General features: G+C 66.7%; 19 protein-coding genes. 17 read left to right on the top strand and 2 right to left on the bottom strand.

Annotation, left to right across the window (positions count from 1 at the left end; genetic code table 11):
• The first annotated feature begins 59 nt into the window (after window positions 1–59).
• The 3 genes from aspS to JCQ34_RS10125 all read left to right on the top strand — a co-directional run bounded on the left by aspS (window position 60) and on the right by JCQ34_RS10125 (window position 2,754).
• On the top strand, window positions 60–1,856 hold the full coding sequence (aspS, locus tag JCQ34_RS10130; protein WP_286397264.1) for an aspartate--tRNA ligase: 1,797 nt from the start codon (window positions 60–62) through the stop codon (window positions 1,854–1,856).
• A gap of 134 nt (window positions 1,857–1,990) precedes the next feature.
• Window positions 1,991–2,272 (top strand): GNAT family N-acetyltransferase, cg3035/Rv0428c family, encoded by a 282-nt coding sequence (locus JCQ34_RS21110; protein ID WP_434738949.1) that lies wholly within the window; start codon window positions 1,991–1,993, stop codon window positions 2,270–2,272.
• Window positions 2,170–2,754, top strand: coding sequence for a GNAT family N-acetyltransferase (locus JCQ34_RS10125; protein ID WP_350310790.1), 585 nt, complete (start codon window positions 2,170–2,172; stop codon window positions 2,752–2,754). The genes JCQ34_RS21110 and JCQ34_RS10125 overlap by 103 nt, the downstream gene beginning before the upstream one ends.
• A 20-nt stretch (window positions 2,755–2,774) precedes the next feature.
• Here JCQ34_RS10125 and JCQ34_RS10120 read toward each other — a convergent pair whose 3' ends face one another.
• On the bottom strand, window positions 2,775–3,443 hold the full coding sequence (locus JCQ34_RS10120) for an acVLRF1 family peptidyl-tRNA hydrolase (RefSeq protein WP_286397262.1): 669 nt from the start codon (window positions 3,441–3,443) through the stop codon (window positions 2,775–2,777).
• 53 nt (window positions 3,444–3,496) lie between these two features.
• Here JCQ34_RS10120 and JCQ34_RS10115 point away from each other — a divergent pair, with 53 nt between their 5' ends.
• The 14 genes from JCQ34_RS10115 to nusB all read left to right on the top strand — a co-directional run bounded on the left by JCQ34_RS10115 (window position 3,497) and on the right by nusB (window position 17,032).
• Window positions 3,497–4,981 (top strand): replication-associated recombination protein A, encoded by a 1,485-nt coding sequence (locus JCQ34_RS10115; protein WP_286397260.1) that lies wholly within the window; start codon window positions 3,497–3,499, stop codon window positions 4,979–4,981.
• Between the two features lie 169 nt (window positions 4,982–5,150).
• The gene (rpsD, locus tag JCQ34_RS10110; protein WP_009357431.1) at window positions 5,151–5,777 is read left to right on the top strand and encodes a 30S ribosomal protein S4; all 627 of its coding nucleotides are present in this window, start codon (window positions 5,151–5,153) and stop codon (window positions 5,775–5,777) included.
• 145 nt (window positions 5,778–5,922) lie between these two features.
• Window positions 5,923–6,297, top strand: a complete 375-nt coding sequence (locus JCQ34_RS10105) for a DUF948 domain-containing protein (RefSeq protein WP_142133738.1) — start codon at window positions 5,923–5,925, stop codon at window positions 6,295–6,297.
• A 16-nt stretch (window positions 6,298–6,313) separates the two neighbouring features.
• Complete coding sequence (locus JCQ34_RS10100) at window positions 6,314–6,544, top strand: DUF6167 family protein (protein ID WP_286397255.1); 231 nt, start codon at window positions 6,314–6,316, stop codon at window positions 6,542–6,544.
• A 125-nt stretch (window positions 6,545–6,669) separates the two neighbouring features.
• Window positions 6,670–9,348 carry an alanine--tRNA ligase gene (alaS, locus tag JCQ34_RS10095; RefSeq protein ID WP_286397252.1) on the top strand — a complete coding sequence of 893 codons (2,679 nt, stop codon included), beginning with the start codon at window positions 6,670–6,672 and terminating at the stop codon, window positions 9,346–9,348.
• Window positions 9,349–9,355: 7 nt separating this feature from the next.
• The gene (gene ruvX / locus JCQ34_RS10090; RefSeq protein ID WP_286397250.1) at window positions 9,356–9,955 is read left to right on the top strand and encodes a Holliday junction resolvase RuvX; all 600 of its coding nucleotides are present in this window, start codon (window positions 9,356–9,358) and stop codon (window positions 9,953–9,955) included.
• Complete coding sequence (gene mltG, locus JCQ34_RS10085) at window positions 9,952–11,631, top strand: endolytic transglycosylase MltG (protein WP_286397248.1); 1,680 nt, start codon at window positions 9,952–9,954, stop codon at window positions 11,629–11,631. Before ruvX ends, mltG begins: the two co-directional genes overlap by 4 nt.
• Window positions 11,628–12,488, top strand: a complete 861-nt coding sequence (locus JCQ34_RS10080) for a shikimate dehydrogenase (protein ID WP_286404413.1) — start codon at window positions 11,628–11,630, stop codon at window positions 12,486–12,488. The genes mltG and JCQ34_RS10080 overlap by 4 nt, the downstream gene beginning before the upstream one ends.
• A 23-nt stretch (window positions 12,489–12,511) precedes the next feature.
• Window positions 12,512–13,711, top strand: coding sequence for a chorismate synthase (gene aroC / locus JCQ34_RS10075; RefSeq protein ID WP_286404410.1), 1,200 nt, complete (start codon window positions 12,512–12,514; stop codon window positions 13,709–13,711).
• Window positions 13,711–14,280: a shikimate kinase gene (locus JCQ34_RS10070; RefSeq protein WP_286397245.1), complete on the top strand. Its 570-nt coding sequence runs from the start codon at window positions 13,711–13,713 to the stop codon at window positions 14,278–14,280. The genes aroC and JCQ34_RS10070 overlap by 1 nt, the downstream gene beginning before the upstream one ends.
• Window positions 14,277–15,368 carry a 3-dehydroquinate synthase gene (gene aroB, locus JCQ34_RS10065; RefSeq protein WP_286397242.1) on the top strand — a complete coding sequence of 364 codons (1,092 nt, stop codon included), beginning with the start codon at window positions 14,277–14,279 and terminating at the stop codon, window positions 15,366–15,368. Before JCQ34_RS10070 ends, aroB begins: the two co-directional genes overlap by 4 nt.
• Entirely contained in the window at window positions 15,368–15,886 is a 519-nt protein-coding gene (locus JCQ34_RS10060; RefSeq protein WP_142133744.1) for a tetratricopeptide repeat protein, read from the top strand. The genes aroB and JCQ34_RS10060 overlap by 1 nt, the downstream gene beginning before the upstream one ends.
• A 172-nt stretch (window positions 15,887–16,058) precedes the next feature.
• Entirely contained in the window at window positions 16,059–16,622 is a 564-nt protein-coding gene (gene efp / locus JCQ34_RS10055; RefSeq protein WP_142133745.1) for an elongation factor P, read from the top strand.
• The gene (gene nusB, locus JCQ34_RS10050; protein WP_142133746.1) at window positions 16,622–17,032 is read left to right on the top strand and encodes a transcription antitermination factor NusB; all 411 of its coding nucleotides are present in this window, start codon (window positions 16,622–16,624) and stop codon (window positions 17,030–17,032) included. Before efp ends, nusB begins: the two co-directional genes overlap by 1 nt.
• Window positions 17,033–17,118: 86 nt before the next feature.
• On the opposite strand, the gene JCQ34_RS10045 is transcribed toward nusB, so the two are convergent.
• Window positions 17,119–18,393 (bottom strand): PrsW family intramembrane metalloprotease, encoded by a 1,275-nt coding sequence (locus JCQ34_RS10045; protein ID WP_286404409.1) that lies wholly within the window; start codon window positions 18,391–18,393, stop codon window positions 17,119–17,121.
• Window positions 18,394–18,475: the final 82 nt, after the last annotated feature.

The following is an 18,475-nucleotide window of genomic DNA, read 5'->3' as shown; positions in this document are numbered from 1 at the left end:
GATCGTTCCCGCAACGATCATATTGAACTTCCCACTGTTTTCCCGCAGAAAGGCGTGCTGTGCTGCGCACACATGACCTCGGATCCCTTCGTTCCGAGCACATTGGACAAACCGTAACCCTGGCCGGCTGGGTGGGCCGCCGTCGTGATCACGGTGGTGTGGCATTCGTGGACCTGCGCGACGCTTCCGGCGTGGCCCAGGTGGTGGTCCGCGAGGAGGAAGTGTTCCACGGGCTGCGCAACGAGTACGTCCTGCAGGTCAAGGGCACCGTGTCCAAGCGCCCCGAGGGCAACGAGAACCCGGCGCTGGCCACCGGTGAAATCGAGGTCATCGCCGAGGACGTCACCATCCTCAACACGTCCGACCCCCTGCCGTTCCAGATCGACGAGCACGTGGAAGTCGGCGAGGAAGCCCGCCTCAAGCACCGCTACCTGGACCTGCGCCGCCCCGGCCCCAGCCGCAACCTGCGGCTCCGCTCCGAGGCCAACCGCGTGGCGCGCGACCTGCTCCACCAGGAAGGCTTCGTGGAGATCGAGACGCCCACGCTGACGCGTTCGACGCCGGAGGGCGCGCGTGACTTCCTGGTGCCGGCACGCCTGGCCCCGGGTTCCTGGTACGCCCTGCCGCAGTCCCCGCAGCTTTTCAAGCAGCTGCTGCAGGTGGGCGGATTCGAGAAGTACTACCAGATTGCCCGCTGCTACCGCGACGAAGACTTCCGCGCGGACCGGCAGCCGGAATTCACCCAGCTGGACATCGAGGCCAGCTTCGTGGACCAGGACGACATCATCCGGATCGGCGAAAACATCGTCAAGGCAGTGTGGCAGCTCATCGGGGTGGAGATTCCCACGCCGATCCAGCGCATCACCTACGCCGACGCCATGGCACGCTACGGCTCGGACAAGCCGGACCTCCGCTTCGGCCAGGAGCTGACCGAACTCACCGAATTCTTCAAGGACACCAACTTCGGTGTGTTCAAGGCACCCTACGTGGGCGCCGTCGTCATGCCCGGTGGCGCTTCGCAGGCACGCCGCGCCCTGGACGCGTGGCAGGAATGGGCCAAGCAGCGGGGCGCCAAAGGCCTCGCCTACGTGCTCTACAAGGAAGACGGCGAACTCGCCGGTCCTGTGGCCAAGAACCTCACCGACATCGAGCGCGCCGGTTTGGCTGACGCAGTTGGCGCCAAGCCCGGCGACTGCATCTTCTTCGCTGCAGGCGAGAAGACCCCGTCGCGTGCCCTTCTGGGTGCAGCCCGCGTGGAAATCGGCCACCGCACCGGCCTGATCGACCCCACCGACTGGGCGTTCTGCTGGGTGGTGGACGCCCCTATGTTCGAGCCGGCTGCCGCCGCGGTCGCTTCCGGTGATGTCGCTGTCGGTGGAGGGCAGTGGACCGCCGTCCACCACGCGTTCACTTCGCCCAAGCCCGAATTCCTGGACACTTTCGACAAGGACCCGGAGTCGGCACTTTCCTACGCCTACGACATCGTCTGCAACGGCAATGAAATTGGTGGCGGCTCCATCCGTATCCACCAGCGCGAAGTACAGGAGCGCGTCTTCGAACTGATGGGCCTGGACAAGGAGGACGCCCAGACCAAGTTCGGCTTCCTGCTCGAGGGCTTCAAGTACGGCGCGCCTCCGCACGGCGGCATCGCCTTCGGCTGGGACCGCGTTGTCTCGCTGCTGGCCGGCGTCGAGTCCATCCGCGACGTCATCGCCTTCCCGAAGTCCGGCGGCGGCCACGACCCCCTCACCGAGGCCCCGGCCCCCATCACGCCGCAGCAGCGAAAGGAAGCAGGCGTGGACTTCAAGCCCGAGGCCAAAAAGCCGGAAGTAAAGAAGCCCGAAGACAAGCAGTAGTACAGCGCCTGAGGCCGTGACACGGCGAGAGGTTCCCCGGTCCGCCGGGGAACCTCCTGCCGTTTAAGGAAGGAACTAACCCGGTGCCCGAACAGAGGCCTGCCCATCCCGGTTTCCTGGAGCTCGAGTGCGCCATGGACGCTGCCTGGCCCGCCTTGGAACGGCACCATGCCGGTGGCTGGATTTTTCGGGCGGCGGCAGGCGTAACGCAGCGGGCCAACTCGATCTGGCCACGGAACACCGCCCACACCATACGGGTGAAGACCTTCCCGCACTGCTCCGCCAGGCGCGGTCCTGGTACTGAAGCCGCCGGTTGCCGGTCATCTTCCAACTGTTCGAGGACGCGGAAGCTGCGCCACTGCATGGACTGCTCGACGCCGAGGGTTTCACCCGCCAGTCCGAGACCCTGGTCCTGACCCGCGGCGCCACCCAGGTTCCCGGTCCTGCAGCCACACGGGCCATTCCGGCTGTGGAACTTACCCCGGAGCCATCGGAGGATTGGCTCCGGGTCTGGTGGCAGGTGGACGGCCGCGGCGGCGACGAGGCAATGGCCATCGCCCGGGAGGTCCTCTTGGGCTGTCCCTCAGTGTACGCCCTGGTGAGGGACAACGACGGCCGGCCCGCCGCCGTCGGGCGCCTTGCGCTTCCCGCAGGCACCAACCTGGGCGGCCTGTACTGCATGGCCACGCTGCCGGAAACGCGCCGCCGAGGCTTCGCGTCAGCGATCCTCGGGTCGCTGCTGCAGGCCGGCAACCACCGGGGCGTGACGGGCTTCTGGCTGCTGGTGACCGCAGCGAACCACGGCGCGCAGGAGTTGTACGCCAAGGCCGGGTTCGAGGAAGCCGGCCGCTACCTCTACCGGCAGGAACGCCCCCGCCGGGCGCCCGCTGGCTGCTGAACCGTCAAAGCCCAGGCCCGCTACCCGGCCGGATCCATTACCGTGATCCGCACCGAGCAGGCGTCGGCTGCGGCCTTCTTCAACACGGCCGCCCGGGGTTCCTGCACGTCGAGGTATGCCAGGCGCGGGAGCCGGGCATAGTCCCGGAGGGCCGGTTCCCCGAGGACCAAATCAGCCAGCGTCCTGTCGCCGCCCGGGACCAGGTATTCGAAGGCCTGGCCGGCGAAGACCATCCCTGCCTGCTCCGCCACAGCAACCACCAGGGCGTCCGCCTGGTTGGAACGCCTGCGGGCAAAGCGCTGCTGGGACTGGCCGCCCGCAGCCGTGCGCGACTGGACATACCGGGTGCCCGCCTTCGACGCCAGCAACGTACCCTCGCTTGCCACCCCAATGCCGTAACCGCCCCGCCGCACCAGCAGCAGTCCCAGCCGCCGGGGCTGGGAAGCAAGGGCGGCCAGCCGCTCCAAGGGGCCGGCGCCGCGGCCCGGGCGCCCATCTGCCGGCCACGGCGCCTGCAGGAGGGCTTCGGCGCCATCGGCCGCCACAAGGCGGAGCCCGTCGTCGTCATCCTGCAGCCGGTACCCGCCGTGCGAGGCCCCGAACCGTTCAGTCCAGCCCGACAGCCGGGCGCCTGACACGAAGGCGGTCCGGACCGAGGGCGGTCCGCCGGCAGAAGCGGGGGCAGGCATGGGGAATCCTTGGGGCGGAAAAAGCAGCGGTTGACTCGAAGTAGCCTATCTATGTGGATGATCTTTTCGGCAACGGGCCGGATAATGACGACGACGACGGTCCCGTCGCCGGGGCAGGCACCGGTCCCCGGGGCAACAGCGCACGGGGCCAGGGTTCGCCCCGAAGCCCGCTTGCCGTGCGCATGCGGCCGCGCACCCTTGACGAGGTTGTAGGCCAGCAGCACCTGCTCGGCCAGGGTTCGCCGCTGCGCCAGCTGGCAGCAGGGGCAGGCGCTGACGCAGCGGGTCCGGCCGGCCCCAGCTCCCTGATTTTGTGGGGTCCGCCGGGTACCGGCAAGACCACGCTCGCCCACGTCATCGCCCGCGGTCCCGGCCGCAAGTTCGTGGAACTGTCCGCCATCACCGCGGGCGTCAAGGATGTCCGCCGGGTGATGGACGACGCCCTGACCGCCCGGGATCTGTACAAGACCACCACGGTGCTGTTCCTGGACGAGATCCACCGCTTCAACAAAGCCCAGCAGGACGCCCTCCTGCCCGGGGTTGAAAACCGCTGGGTGGTCCTGGTGGCCGCCACCACCGAAAACCCTTCCTTCTCCGTAGTCTCGCCGCTGCTGTCCCGCTCGCTGCTCCTCACGCTCAAACCCCTGACCGACGCGGACATCGGGGGCCTGCTGGTGCGGGCCGTGGAGGATCCGCGGGGGCTGGGCGGCAAGGTCCGGCTCAGCGACGAAGCGCTGGAGCACCTGGTCCGGCTTTCGGGCGGGGATGCCCGCAGGGCCCTTACGGCATTGGAAGCCGCGGCGGGCGTCGCTTTCGGTGACGCGGACGACGTCGAACGTTCCGTGGGGGAGGAAGGCGCACCCGGTGAGCCGGTCACCGAAGCGCCGGTCACCACGGAACCGGTCGTCGTGGAGTTGCGGCACACCGAACGCGCCCTGGACGCAGCTGCCGTCCGTTACGACCGCGCGGGCGACCAGCACTACGACGTGGCCAGCGCCTTCATCAAATCCATCAGGGGCTCGGACGTGGATGCTGCCCTGCATTACCTCGCCCGGATGCTCGAGGCGGGGGAGGACCCGCGGTTTGTTGCGCGCCGGATTGTCATCTCGGCGGCGGAGGACGTAGGCATGGCAGACCCCACGGCCCTGCAGACCGCCGTGGCCGCTGCGCAGGCGGTGCAGCTTATCGGCATGCCGGAGGGCCGGATCATCCTGGCCGAGGCCGTGGTCCACCTGGCCACCGCGCCAAAGTCGAACGCCGCCTACATGGGCATCAACAAAGCGATCGCGGACGTGCGGGCCGGCCTCGGCGTCGGCATTCCCGCGCACCTGCGCGACGCGCACTATCCGGGCTCCAAGCAACTTGGCCATGGCGTGGGCTACAAATACGCCCACGACGCCCCGCACGCCGTTGCGACCCAGCAGTACCCGCCGGACGACCTGGTGGGCCGCGACTACTACCAGCCGACGGGCAACGGTGCTGAACGGGACATCGCCCAACGGCTGGAGCGCCTGCGGAAGATTGTCCGGGGAAAGTAATGGCGTGGTAAGCTGAATCTTTGTCTGGCAAGGCGCGGACGCACAATCTCCCCAATTCACGTTGGACAGGTTATGCCCTGCGCCCAGTAGCAAAAGGCAGCGGTTGGCCGATGCTCTCCATCGTGGAGGCCAGTAACACTGACACACCGCAGATATTGGAAGGACACAAGTGGCTAACAACACTCGTGCTCGCCGTCAGGCCCGCCTCTCGCGGTCCCTCGGCATTGCTCTGACCCCCAAGGCCGCCAAGTACATGGAGCGCCGCCCGTACGGCCCCGGTGAGCATGGCCGTGCCCGCAAGAAGCAGGACTCCGACTACGCTGTACGTCTGCGCGAAAAGCAGCGCCTGCGCGCCCAGTACGGCATCCGCGAAGCACAGATGACCCGTGCCTTCGAAGAAGCCCGCCGCACCAAGGGCCTCACCGGTGAGAACCTCATCGAACTGCTCGAAATGCGTCTCGACGCCCTGGTCCTGCGTGCCGGCTTCGCCCGCACCATCGCCCAGGCCCGCCAGCTGGTTGTGCACCGCCACATCATGGTTGACGGCGTCCGCGTTGACCGTCCGTCGTTCCGCGTCGGCGAGGGCCAGCTGGTCCACGTCCACAGCCGCAGTGAAACCATGGTTCCGCTCCAGGTTGCCGCAGCCGGCGCCCACCGCGACGTCCTGCCTGCCGTTCCGGCCTACCTGGACGTCAAGCTGGAGGCCCTGCAGGCACGCCTGGTCCGCCGCCCCAAGCGCTCCGAGATTCCGGTGACCTGCGAAGAGCAGCTCGTCGTCGAATTCTACGCACGCTAAATCCCAGCAGCGTATCCAAAGAAGCCCGTGGCAAGCGCCGCGGGCTTCTTTGTATGTAAGGTACTTGGGGGACATCTGCGCAACGGGCCTTCCGTGCTTGCCGCGGATGGGGCCCCACCACGGAATTTCGAGGAGATGAACGTCTATGTCTGGTGGCGATATTGCCGGCCTGATCGCTGCCGGGGTGTTCGCGCTCCTGGTCCTGTTGCTTGCGGTCCCCATCCTTAAGCTGGGGAAGGTCTTTGACGAGATGCGGACCACCATCCGGTCCCTCAGCGACGGTGCCACGCCCCTGATGGATGAGGTCACCGCCACCGTGTCCACCACCAACCAGCAGCTGAAGAAGGTGGACGGCATCTCGTCCAACGTCTCGGACGCGTCCGCAAACATCTCCGCACTGTCCTCGCTGGTCGCCGCCACCGTGGGTTCCCCGCTGATCAAGGTTGCCGCGTTCAGCTACGGCGTGCGCAGTGCCTTCGCCAACCGTCGGAAGCCCGCTGCCGGCCGCCGCAGCCGCTAGATTCGAGAAGAAGACCATGAAAAGAATTGTGTGGATGGGAATCGGCGTGGCCATCGGCGTCATCGCGTTCCGAAAGGTCAGCCAGGCGCAGTCCAGCCTCGGACCGGAGGGCCTCAACCGTGCAGTGGGCCGGCTGGCCGACGGCGTTTACGACTTTGCAGACGCAGTGCGCGCAGGGATGCGTGAACGCGAAACCGACCTGAGGACGGCCCTGGGCATCGAGTCCGCCGAACTGGTTCGCCGCTAGCCCCGAAGGGCATTGCTCCGGCAGCCAGCCAACAACCGGCAGGGACCCGATCCGGGAACCGGCCACTTGAACGAAATATCCGAGCCGCCCGCCGGCGCGGACCAAGAAGGGTAAGAAAACAGCTCATGAAGTCGCAGGAGATCACAAAGCGCTGGGTGGACTTTTTTGTCAGCAAGGGCCACACCGCGGTTCCCTCCGCATCGCTGGTATCCAGCGACCCCTCGCTGCTGTTCACGGTGGCCGGAATGGTCCCGTTCATTCCCTACCTCACCGCCCGCGAAGAGCCGCCCTACTCCCGCGCCACCAGCGTGCAGAAGTGCATCCGCACCGGCGACATCGAGGAAGTGGGCAAGACCGCCCGCCACGGCACCTTCTTCCAGATGTGCGGCAACTTTTCCTTCGGCGACTACTTCAAGGAAGACGCCATCAAGTTCGCCTGGGAACTGCTCACCAAGAGCGTTGACGACGGAGGCTACGGCCTTGCGCCCGAGCGGCTCTGGGTCACCGTCTACGAAGAGGACGACGAAGCCGAAGAGCTGTGGCTGAAGAACACCGGTGTCCCCGCGGAACGCATCCAGCGGATGGGCAAGTCGGACAACTACTGGTCCACCGGCCAACCCGGGCCCGCCGGTCCCTGCTCCGAGATCTACTACGACCGCGGTCCCGCCTACGGCGTTGAGGGCGGTCCCATCGCGGATGAGACCCGCTACGTCGAAATCTGGAACCTGGTGTTCATGCAGTACCAGATCGAGAACGTCCGGTCGAAAGTCGACTTCGACATCGTGGGCGAGCTGCCCAAGAAGAACATCGACACCGGCCTGGGCATGGAACGCCTTGCCATGATCCTGCAGGGTGTCGAGAACATGTACGAGACCGACCAGGTCCGGCCGGTGATCGACAAGGCCGCGGAACTGTCCGGCAAGGAATACACCTCCGCCGAAACACCGGACGACCCCCACCACACCGACGACGTCCGCATGCGCGTAGTGGCCGACCACATCCGTTCGGCCCTGATGCTGATCTCGGACGGGGTCACCCCGTCCAACGAAGGCCGCGGCTACGTCCTGCGCCGCCTCATCCGCCGCGCCGTCCGTTCCATGCGCCTGCTCGGTGTCGAAGAGGCCTGCCTGCCCCAGCTGCTGCCGGCCTCCCGCGACGCGATGAAGGGCGTGTACCCCATCGTGGAGACCGACTTCGACCGGATCAGCCGCATCGCCTACGCCGAAGAGAAGGCGTTCCTGCGCACCATCGCCTCCGGCACGGCCCGGCTCGAGGACGCCGTCAAGGAGTCCAAGGCCGCCAACAAACCGCTGTCCGGTTCCGACGCCTTCACCCTGCACGACACCTACGGTTTCCCCATCGACCTCACCCTCGAAATGGCCGAAGAGGCAGGGCTCAAGGTGGACGAGGCCGCATTCCGCAGCCTGATGCAGGAACAGCGCCAACGCGCCCAGGCCGATGCCAAGGGCAAGAAGGGCGGCCACGCGGACGTCAGCGTCTTCCAGGAGCTCCTGGGCCAGGGCGAGACGGTCTTCACGGGCTACACGGAGCTGGAAGGCGAGTCGCGGGTCCGCGGCCTGCTCAGCGCCGGCCGCCAGGTGCAGCAGGCCCTCACCGGGGACGAGATCGAACTCGTGCTGGCTGAGACCCCGTTCTACGCCGAAGCCGGCGGCCAGGCGGCCGATACCGGCCTGATCACCGGCGACGGGTTCGTCGTCGAGGTCCTGGACGTCCAGCGCCCCGTGAAGGGCCTGAGTGTGCACAAGGCGATTGTCCGCGAAGGCGAAATCGGCGCCGACTCGCTGGTGCGCGCCGCCGTGGACCGCGAACGCCGCCACGCCGCAGAACAGGCGCACACAGGCACGCACATCGTGCATGCCGCCCTGCACCAGATCCTGGGCCCGGAAGCCACCCAGCGCGGTTCCTTCAACAAGGCCGGCTACCTGCGCTTCGACTTCGCCTGGGGCGAAGGGCTGAGCACGGCCACCCGCTCCGAAATCGAAGAGGTCTCCAACCTTGCCATCCGCAACAACTACGCGGTGGAAACCAAGATCATGGGACTGGCCGAAGCCAAGGCCATGGGCGCCATGGCACTCTTCGGTGAGAACTACGGCAGCGAAGTGCGCGTCGTGGAGATCGACGGCGCGTGGTCCCGCGAGCTGTGCGGCGGCACCCACGTTGCCAACACCTCGCTGATCGGCAGCCTGTCCCTCCTGGGCGAACAGTCCGTGGGTTCAGGCAACCGCCGCGTGGAAGCTTTTGTTGGCATGGAGGCGTTCCGCCACCTGGCCGCCGAACGCGCCCTGGTGACCGAACTGACCGACCTGCTGAAGGTTCCGTCCGGCCAGCTCGCCGACCGGATCTCCAGCACCCTGGCCAAGCTGAAGGCCACGGAGAAGGAGTTGGACCGCCTCCGCAAGGAACAGTTGGCAGCAGCCGCCGCAAACCTGGTCAACACCGCCCAGGATGCCGCCGGCGTCCGGGTGGTTGCCCACGATGCCGGCACCGTCAGCGGCGCGGATGACCTCCGCGGCCTGGCCCTGGACCTGCGCAACCGCCTCGGTTCCGAAGCTGCTGCTGTAGCCGCCGCCGGCGTTGCCAACGGCCGTCCACTGATCCTGGTGGCCACCAACGAGGCAGCCAGGGAAGCCGGCGTCAAGGCCGGCGCCCTGGTCCGGGTCGCTGCCGGTGTGCTGGGCGGCGGCGGTGGCGGCAAGGATGACGTTGCCCAGGGCGGCGGCACAGACGCCGGCAAGGTCGGCGCCGCCCTGGCCGCCGTCGTCGACGCCATCTCAAGGCGCTAACGCCACGATGACCAATCCTGTTGCTGCCGGCGGCTACCCCCAGGGCGTCAAACTGGGGGTGGACGTCGGCACCGTCCGGGTAGGGGTCGCCATCTGCGACCGTGATTCGATCCTAGCCACGCCCTACAAGACCCTCGACCGGAACGCGAAGAAGAACTCGGACGTCCGCGTCATCGCGAAACTGGCGGAGGAACTGGGGGCCGTGCAGGTTATCGTAGGCCTGCCCAGGACCATGAAGGGCGAGGAACACACCTCAGCCAGGATGGCCACAGACTATGCGTTGCTGCTGGCTGCCGAGTTTTCCAGCCGCGGCTTGGCGGTCCAGGTCAACCTGGTTGACGAGCGCCTCAGCAGTGTCACGGCCCACCGCAACCTGCATGAAGCTGGCATGAGCAGCAGGGACCACCGTAAAGTAGTTGATCAGGTCGCGGCGGCGGGTATCCTTCAGCACGCCATCGACATGCAGAAAGCCAGGGGAGCGGATGTCGGCTCACGCGTGACAGCGCCATCCCCGTCCGTGGACCTGGGGGCCGGTGGGGTGGACGAACCAGTCCGCGCCGCCCCCGCAGACACGGCCCGATTTTCAGATAATGGAAGGCAACAGTGAGCCCTGCCAACATTGATGACACCTCCGGTTCGCTGGGCACGGAGGCCCAGCGGCCGCTGACCCGCAAGGAACTGCGCGCCCGGGAGAAGACCCTCAATACCGGGGGCCAGGACGCCGTGCCCGAACAGGCCTACGAAACCGGTGACGTTCCGCCGCCACCCGCCGCACCACCGGCCGCAGCTTCTCCGGACGCCGAATCCACCTTTGCTCCGCTTCCGGGCGCCGGTGACGTTCCGGCGGCACCGCAAACACCCCCGTCCATCCAGGACGAACAAACGTTGCGCGCTTCCCATGGCGATGCCCACCTCGAACCGCCGGTGACGGCCCAGCAGCACGACGGCGGCGGGCACCACGACACCGTGGCTCACCCTCACACGGATGATTACCAGGACGCCCACCCCGAGGACGTCCCGCACCACTCGGACGACGTCCACTATGCGCACCAAGAGGCCCACATCCACGATGACACGGACGTCCACGACTACCAGGAGACCGTTCACGGCCACCCTGCGTATGAGGCCGGCGAATACGACCATGAGACCCATCCTGAACCAGGCCATCCTGACCCGGTCGCGGGGATCCTTCCCGCCGCGTCCACTGAGGTAGTGAAACGTCCCTCGAAGAAGGTCCGCCGCCGTCGCAGGCTGCTGGCCCTGCTCCTGACGCTTGTTGTCTTCGTGGCGGCGGTGGCCGTAGGCGCCCAGTTCCTCAAACCCCTCCTGGGCAGCGGCAAACCCTCGGACTTCCCCGGCCCCGGAACGGGTGAGGTCCGCGTAACGGTGGCCAGTGGCGAGGGCACCAGGTCCGTCGCATCGGAACTGGAGAACCAGCGCGTTGTGGCCAACGCTGATACGTTCATGCAGGCGTTCCATGCCTCGGGCGCAACCCTTTCCCCGGGGGACTACACCTTCAAGACCGAGATGAAGAACGCGGATGCTGTCAACGTCCTTGCCGGCAAAGACAAGTCCAAGGTTATTTACTTCGCCCTGAGCGCCGGCCTTCGCATCAATGAATCCCTCCAGGCGATCTCCGAGGGGTCCGGCGTCTCCATTCAGCAACTGCAGGCGCTCAGCAACCAGCCCGCCCAGTTCGGCCTGCCCGCCAACGCGAAGAACCTGGAAGGCTACCTGCAGCCGGGCGAGTACCGCTTCCCGCTGGGTACTCCGCCCAAGGACATCCTCCAGGCACTAGTGAAGGCCACCACGGACGAACTCGTCTCGCAGGGCATCACCGACCCCGCCAAGCAGTACCAGGCCGTCATCGTGGCGAGCATCGTCCAGGCCGAGGGTGGCCAGGCCGACTACGGCGACGTAGCCGGCGCCATCTACAACCGGCTGAAGCCGAACGACCAGACCGGCGGCTTCTTGCAGGTTGACTCCGCCGTCACGTACGGGCTGGGCACCCGGAGCTTCAACTTCACCGATGAACAGCGCAAGGACAAGTCCAACCCGTACAACACCTACGCGAACCCCGGCCTGCCCCCCGGCCCCATCGGCTCTCCCGGCAAGACCGCCATCGACGCCGCAGCCAAGCCCAAGACCAACGATTACCTGTACTGGGTGACCGTCAACTTGGACACCAAGGAAACCAAGTTCGCCAAGACCCTTGCTGAACACAACGCCTACGTGGAGCAGTACAACGCCTGGTGCCAGGCAAACGCGGGCCGCTGCACATGAGCCTGCGGGCTGCCGTCCTGGGCCACCCGATCAGCCACTCAAAATCCCCGGCACTGCACCTCGCGGCCTACGGACAGTTGGGTGCAGGCATCAGTTACACGGCAATCGACGTCACTGAGGAGCTGCTGCCGTCCTTCATGCGCCAGATCCGGCACCAGCCGGGCTGGTGCGGGCTGTCCGTGACCATGCCGCTGAAGACGGCGATGCTGGACGAGGTGGACGAGGTGCGGGGAGTCGCGCGGACGTTGGGCGTCGTGAATACCGTGACATTCGAGGACACCGCGAATGGCCTTCGGACAGTGGGTTCCAACACGGACGTGACCGGCATCGTCAACGCCCTCTGCCATGCCGGCTCTGCTGCTTCACCTTCAGCCGTCATCCTGGGCGGCGGCGGGACGGCGGCCTCGGCCGTCGCTGCACTCAAGGAACTGGGCACCGAAACGGTGCAGGTCTTTGTCCGTGATGCTTCGCGCACGGCAGATGTCCGCGCCGCTGCCGACCGCCTCGGGATGGCCCTGGAGCTCCGCCCCCTTGCCGGGGCCGCGCGCCCAACGGCGGAAGCCGACGTCGTAATCTCCACACTGCCCCCGCGCGCGGCAGACGGACTCGCCGCGGAAATCGCCGCGCTCAAGACCGCGACACCGGGTGTGCTGCTGGACGTGGCCTACGATCCCTGGCCCAGCCTCATTGCCTCGGTCTGGCAGGCCGGCGGCGGCCGTGTGGTGCCCGGCCTGGAGATGCTGCTGTACCAGGCCGTGGAGCAGGTGCGGCTCTTCACCCGCCGCGGTGAAGACGTTAACGCAGCTGTCATAGATGTGATGTGTGACGCAGTCGGCCTTGCCCGGCGGGCGTTGTGACCGCCCTACGTGGCAGGATGGAAATTATGCGTTGGTTGACTGCCGGTGAATCCCATGGCCCGGCTCTGATGGGAATTATTGAGGGCGTCCCCGCCGGTGTGGAAATCACCAGCGGCCACATCGCAGACTCTCTGGCCCGCCGCCGCCTCGGCTACGGACGTGGCGCGCGGATGAAGTTCGAGCAGGACGTCGTGACCATTCTTGGCGGCGTCCGGCACGGTCGTACCCAGGGAGGTCCGGTCGCCATCCAGGTGGGAAACACCGAATGGCCCAAATGGGAGCAGATCATGTCTGCCGATCCCGTGGACCCGGAACTTCTCGCCGACCAGGCCCGCAACGCGCCCCTGACGCGCCCGCGCCCGGGGCATGCAGACTTCACCGGCATGCAAAAATACGGCTTCGATGAGGCCCGCCCTGTGCTGGAACGTGCCAGCGCCCGCGAAACCGCCACGCGCGTGGCGCTGGGGACGGTGGCCGCGCAGTTCCTCAAGCACCTCGGCATCGAGCTGGTCAGCCACACGGTGTCCATCGCCAGCGTGACTGTGCCGGAAGGCCGTCCGCTGCCCGTCCCCAGCGACGTCATCGCGCTGGACACGGATCCGCTGCGCTGCTTCGACCGCGAAACCTCCGACGCCATGGTGGCCGAGGTGGACGCCGCGCACAAGGAAGGCGAAACCCTGGGCGGCGTGGTGGAGGTCCTGGCCTACGGCCTGCCGCCGGGACTGGGCAGCTACGTCCACTGGGACCGCCGCCTGGATGCCAGGCTGGCCGCTGCCCTCATGGGGATCCAGGCCATCAAGGGCGTGGAGGTTGGCGACGGTTTCCTGACGGCAGCACGCCGCGGCTCCGCCGCCCACGATGAAATCGTCCGCGACGGGGAGGGGCGGATTGTCCGCGCCAGCAACCGTGCTGGCGGCATCGAAGGCGGCATGAGCATCGGCGATGTCCTCCGGGTCCGGGCAGCCATGAAGCCAATTGCCACGGTGCCCCGCGCGCTGCGGACCATCGACGTCAGTACCGGCGAACCGGCCAAGGCGCACCACCAGCGCTCCGACGTGTGCGCAGTCCCGGCTGCCGGAGTGGTGGCCGAGGCCATGGTGGCCCTGGTCCTCGCAGAAGCGGTCATCGAGAAGTTCGGCGGTGACTCGGTGGCGGAGACCGCACGCAACATCAAGGGCTACCTGGACAGCATTCCGGCATCCCTGGACTCGATCGGCCAGTAGTGCTCCACCGCAGCAGTCCCGGAGCGGTTGGCAGCCGGCCGATCGTGCTCATCGGCCCCATGGCGGTGGGCAAATCAGCCATCGGCCAGCAGCTCGCCCAGCAGCTGGGTGTCCCTTTCATTGACACCGACGCCGTCATCGTTGCCGGCCACGGCTCGATCGCGGGGATCTTCGCCGGGCGGGGTGAGAATGCGTTCCGGGAAATTGAGGCCCGGACCGTCGCCGACGCCGTGGAGGAAGCCGAGGGAACCTCGACGGTGATCTCGCTCGGCGGGGGAGCGGTGCTTGACTCGGGCACGCAGCAGCTGATCAGCCGCTGCACCGTGGTGTACCTGGAGTGCGACGCCGACACCGTAGCAGACAGGATCGCCCGCAACTCCGGCCGCCCGCTCCTTGCCGGAGATGCGATGGGCCGCTGGACCGCCATGTTTGCCACCCGCAGGCCGGTCTACGAAAGGCTGGCCGACATCACCCTGGACGTCCGCCACGGCTCGATATCCGAGCTGGGCGGCCGGCTGGAAGCAGCACTGCGCAACCATGCAGCTGCCAAACAGGAAGTTGAAAAGTGAACACGCAATCAACAGTCATCAACGTCACCGGCGAAGGCGCCGGCAACAACTACGGCGTCGTGGTCGGCCGCGGCCTCCTTGGTGAACTTCCCGCCCTGCTCGGAGAACGCGTCCGCCGGGTCCTGGTAATCCACCCCCGCGCGCTGCGCCTCACGGGCGATACCGTCCGGGACGAACTCGCAGAAGCGGGTTTCACGTCCCTTACCGCGGAAATTCCGGATGCCGAGGAAGGCAAGCACATCCAGGTTGCCGCCTTCTGCTGGCAGGTCCTGGGCCAGAACGACTTCACCCGCTCCGACGCCATTGTCGCCGTGGGCGGGGGAGCGGTCACCGACCTCGCCGGCTTCGTTGCCGCCACCTGGCTGCGCGGGGTCAAGGTCATCCACATGCCCACCAGCCTGCTGGGCATGGTGGACGCCTCCGTGGGCGGTAAGACCGGCATCAACACCGCCGAAGGAAAGAACCTCGTGGGCTCCTTCCACCCGCCGGCAGCCGTCCTGGCCGACCTGGACACGCTGGACACGCTCCCGAAGAACGAGATCATTTCCGGCCTGGCCGAGGTCATCAAGTGCGGCTTCATCGCCGATCCCGCCATCCTGGACCTGGTGGAGAAGGATCCGGCCGCGGTGGTGGACCCCCGCTCCGACGCTCTCCGTGAGCTGATCGAGCGGGCCATCGCCGTCAAGGCGAAAGTGGTCTCCGAGGACCTTAAGGAGTCCGGGCTGCGGGAAATCCTGAACTACGGACACACCCTGGGCCACGCCATCGAACTCGTGGAGCGCTACTCCTGGCGGCACGGCGCCGCAGTATCCGTGGGCATGATGTTCGCAGCTGAACTCGCCCGCAGTGTGGGACGGCTCAGCGATGCCGACGCCGACCGGCACCGGAGCATCCTGGACGGCCTTGGGCTTCCGGTCACCTACCGGCGGGACCGGTGGCAGGGGCTGCTGGACGGCATGCGCCGCGACAAGAAATCCCGCGGCGACCTGCTGCGGTTCGTGGTGCTGGACGGCATCGCCAAACCCGGCATCCTGGACGTCCCGGACACCTCGCTGCTGTTTGCGGCCTACCAGGAGATTGCGTCCTGATGCAGGGCGACATGAGCGGCACCGCCGATTGGCCCGAAGCCGGCTTCCCGGGAATCCGCATCAACCCGGATACCCTGCAGCCGCAGATCGTCAACGAGGATGTGGTCCGGGAAACCCTCGCCGCCTCCACGGATCCGGCTGACCAGATCTTCGTGCTGCTGGTTGAGGGCCATGCGTCCGAGGCTGCCGAACTGCTGGCCGAAGCCCGGTTCAAAGACCCTGAATCCTTCCTTTTGCGCATCTTCGAAGCTGAAGTGCTGAGCGTCAGCCACCGGATGGACCGCGCTGTGGGCCTGTTCCGCCAACTCCTTGCCGAGGCGCACGGCACGCCGGGGGAGGCCCTGGCCCTCCAGTACCTGGGCAGGGCGCAGTACGCAGCCGGACAGACCTCCGCTGCGGTGGAATCCTTCTCCAAGGCACTGGACCTGCGGGTGGCGCAGTCGGCCGACGCCGCGCAGATCTATTCATCCACCGTGGCGCTCCAGCGGGCCCGGGACGTCCTGGACCTCGCCTGCTGAGGCCGCAGCCACGGGCTGCGGACAGGCTGCCCGGTATTTACCGGTAGAATGGTTGTGGAATTTTTGCATCCACGCGATTTTTGACAAACACGTGCAGGCGGGCCGTTGCGGCGTGCCCGCCCGGCATACAGCATCTGACCACGCGGCCAGACAAAGAAACCAGAGGAAACCAGTGGCAACCACTAACGACATTAAGAACGGAACGGTCCTGAAGCTTGAGGGCCAGCTCTGGAACGTCATCGAATTCCAGCACGTCAAGCCCGGCAAGGGCGGCGCCTTTGTGCGGACTAAGATGCGCAACGTGATGTCCGGCAAGGTTGTTGACAAGACGTTCAACGCCGGCCTCAAGATCGAGACCGCCACCGTTGACCGCCGCGACTACCAGTACCTGTACCAGGACGGCGCGGACTTCGTCTTCATGGACACCTCGGACTACGACCAGATCACCGTCTCCGGCGCCACGGTAGGCGATGCCACCAACTTCATGCTCGAGAACCAGATGGTCAACATCGCCATCCACGACGGCACCCCCCTCTACATCGAGCTGCCGCCGAGCGTTGTCCTCGAAATCACCTACACCGAGCCGGGCCTGCAGGGTGACCGTTCCTCGGCAGGCACCAAGCCCGCCACCCTGGAAACCGGCTACGAGATCCAGGTCCCGCTGTTCATCGAAAACAACACCCGGGTCAAGGTGGACACCCGCGACGGCAGCTACCTGGGCCGGGTCACCGACTAGTGAGCGCCCGCGGTAAAGCCCGCAGCAGGGCACTGGATGTTCTTTTCGAAGCGGAGCAGCGCTCTGTTTCGGCGTTCGACGTGCTCCGCGCACGCCGGGAAAAGACCGACCAGGTGGTCAACCCCTACACCCTGGAAATCGTCGAAGGAGTGCTGTCGCAGCAGGCAGCCATCGATGAGTTCCTGGAGACTTACTCGCAGGGCTGGAGCCTGGAGCGCATGCCGTCGGTGGACCGCATCATCCTGCGCATCGGCACCTGGGAACTCCTCTACAACGACGACGTCCCTGACGGCGTGGCGGTCAGCGAGGCAGTTGCGCTGGCCAAGACGTTGTCCACGGACGAGTCCCCGCAGTTCATCAACGGCCTCCTGGGCCGGCTGCAGCAGCTGAAGCCTTCTCTCCTGGCCTAGGCTGCTCCGCAGGACAAACAATCTGCAGGACCAGCAAGAGAACCCCGCCGTTGGCGGGGTTCTTTTGCGTTGGCCGTGGCAGACGCTCACGCGGCCACGGACTCCCGCAGGGCGAGGATCCGCTGGAGCTGCAGCCTTTCCTCGGCCTGGTTGAGGGGAACGTCGCGCCCGCTCAGGATCCGCTGGCGGGTGTTGGCCAGCTGGGTGGCCGCCTTCAGGAGCTGCTTCATCTGCTGCTTCCTGCCCGCACCGGCCGCCCACGCCAGGGCTGTCCGCCGGCCCCCGTGCGTGGCCAGCAGTTGCACCTCAGCCGGCGTGAACCAGCCCGCGGCGGAATACTCCAGCAGGCGCTGGCGGGTCAGGCGTTTCTCGGCCACCCGCAGGAAGATGATGCCGGCCACTGCCAGCACGAAGATCGGCACCTGGACCACGATGTAGTCCAGCAGGAATCCCTGTCCCATGCTGTTCCACCTGTTGTGCAGGAACATGGCCGGCAGCAGGCCAATGACAAATGCGCCGATCGACGCGCCGGTGTGCCAGCGCCTGGCGGCGAAGCCCATGATGAGGCCGGTGGTACCGGTAAAAATCGCATGGGCGAAGGGGGACATGACGCCGCGCAGGAAGAAGACCTGGGCCAAGCCGCTGGCCGGCGACGCCGACTCGGCGATGGCCCGGCCGAAATAGAGGATGTTCTCGGTGAACGCGAACCCGCCGGCGATGGTGAAGGCGAACACGACGCCGTCCACCGGCCCGTCGAACTGCCGCCGGGCCGCCAGCAGGAGGATGAGCAGGCCCAGCGACTTGGCGAACTCTTCAACAATGGGCGCCTGAACGGTGGCCATGTACGTCTGTAGGTCAGGCTGGTCCGTGAACTGGAAGGCGATCACGAAGAACGGCTGGATCAGCAGAGTCACGGCAACTGACACTGCGGCGCCCCACGTGAACGCGAAAAACAGGAGCCGTTTGGGTTCCGGCTCCCACCTGTCGATGATGTGCACGGCCGTCAGGACCACCGCCAGCGGGACCAGGGACGCCAGGAAACCAATCAGGAACCCCGCGGCCCCGGTGTTGGACAGAAGGAACGGCACCACCAGGAACAGGCTCAGGAAAGCCAGCACGCCGCCGGCAACGCTCAAACCCAGCAGCCCGCTGCGGGCGCGCGATGCCTGCAGCACTGTTCCCTGTGCGTGCGGCGGAACCATGCCCGCCAGCGGCTGGCCCTGGTGCCCCGGTGCCGCCCGGTAGTATTCCGGCTGCACCTGCCCCATCCAGCTTGGATTCGCTTCCTGCGGCAGGGGCGGCCCACCGGCACCGCGGTAGGGGTCGTCGGGAAGTCCGGATGAAGGGTGCTGCGAATACATCGGCATACCCGAAAGCCTAAGCGGGGGCTTCCGCGCCACAAAGGAAGTGGGCTTTGTTTCCGTCCGGCGGCCCGTGGATGTG

It is taken from the genome of Pseudarthrobacter defluvii (assembly GCF_030323865.1).
Taxonomy (GTDB): Bacteria; Actinomycetota; Actinomycetes; order Actinomycetales; family Micrococcaceae; genus Arthrobacter; species Arthrobacter sedimenti.
This window is presented reverse-complemented; position numbering and strand designations above follow the sequence as displayed.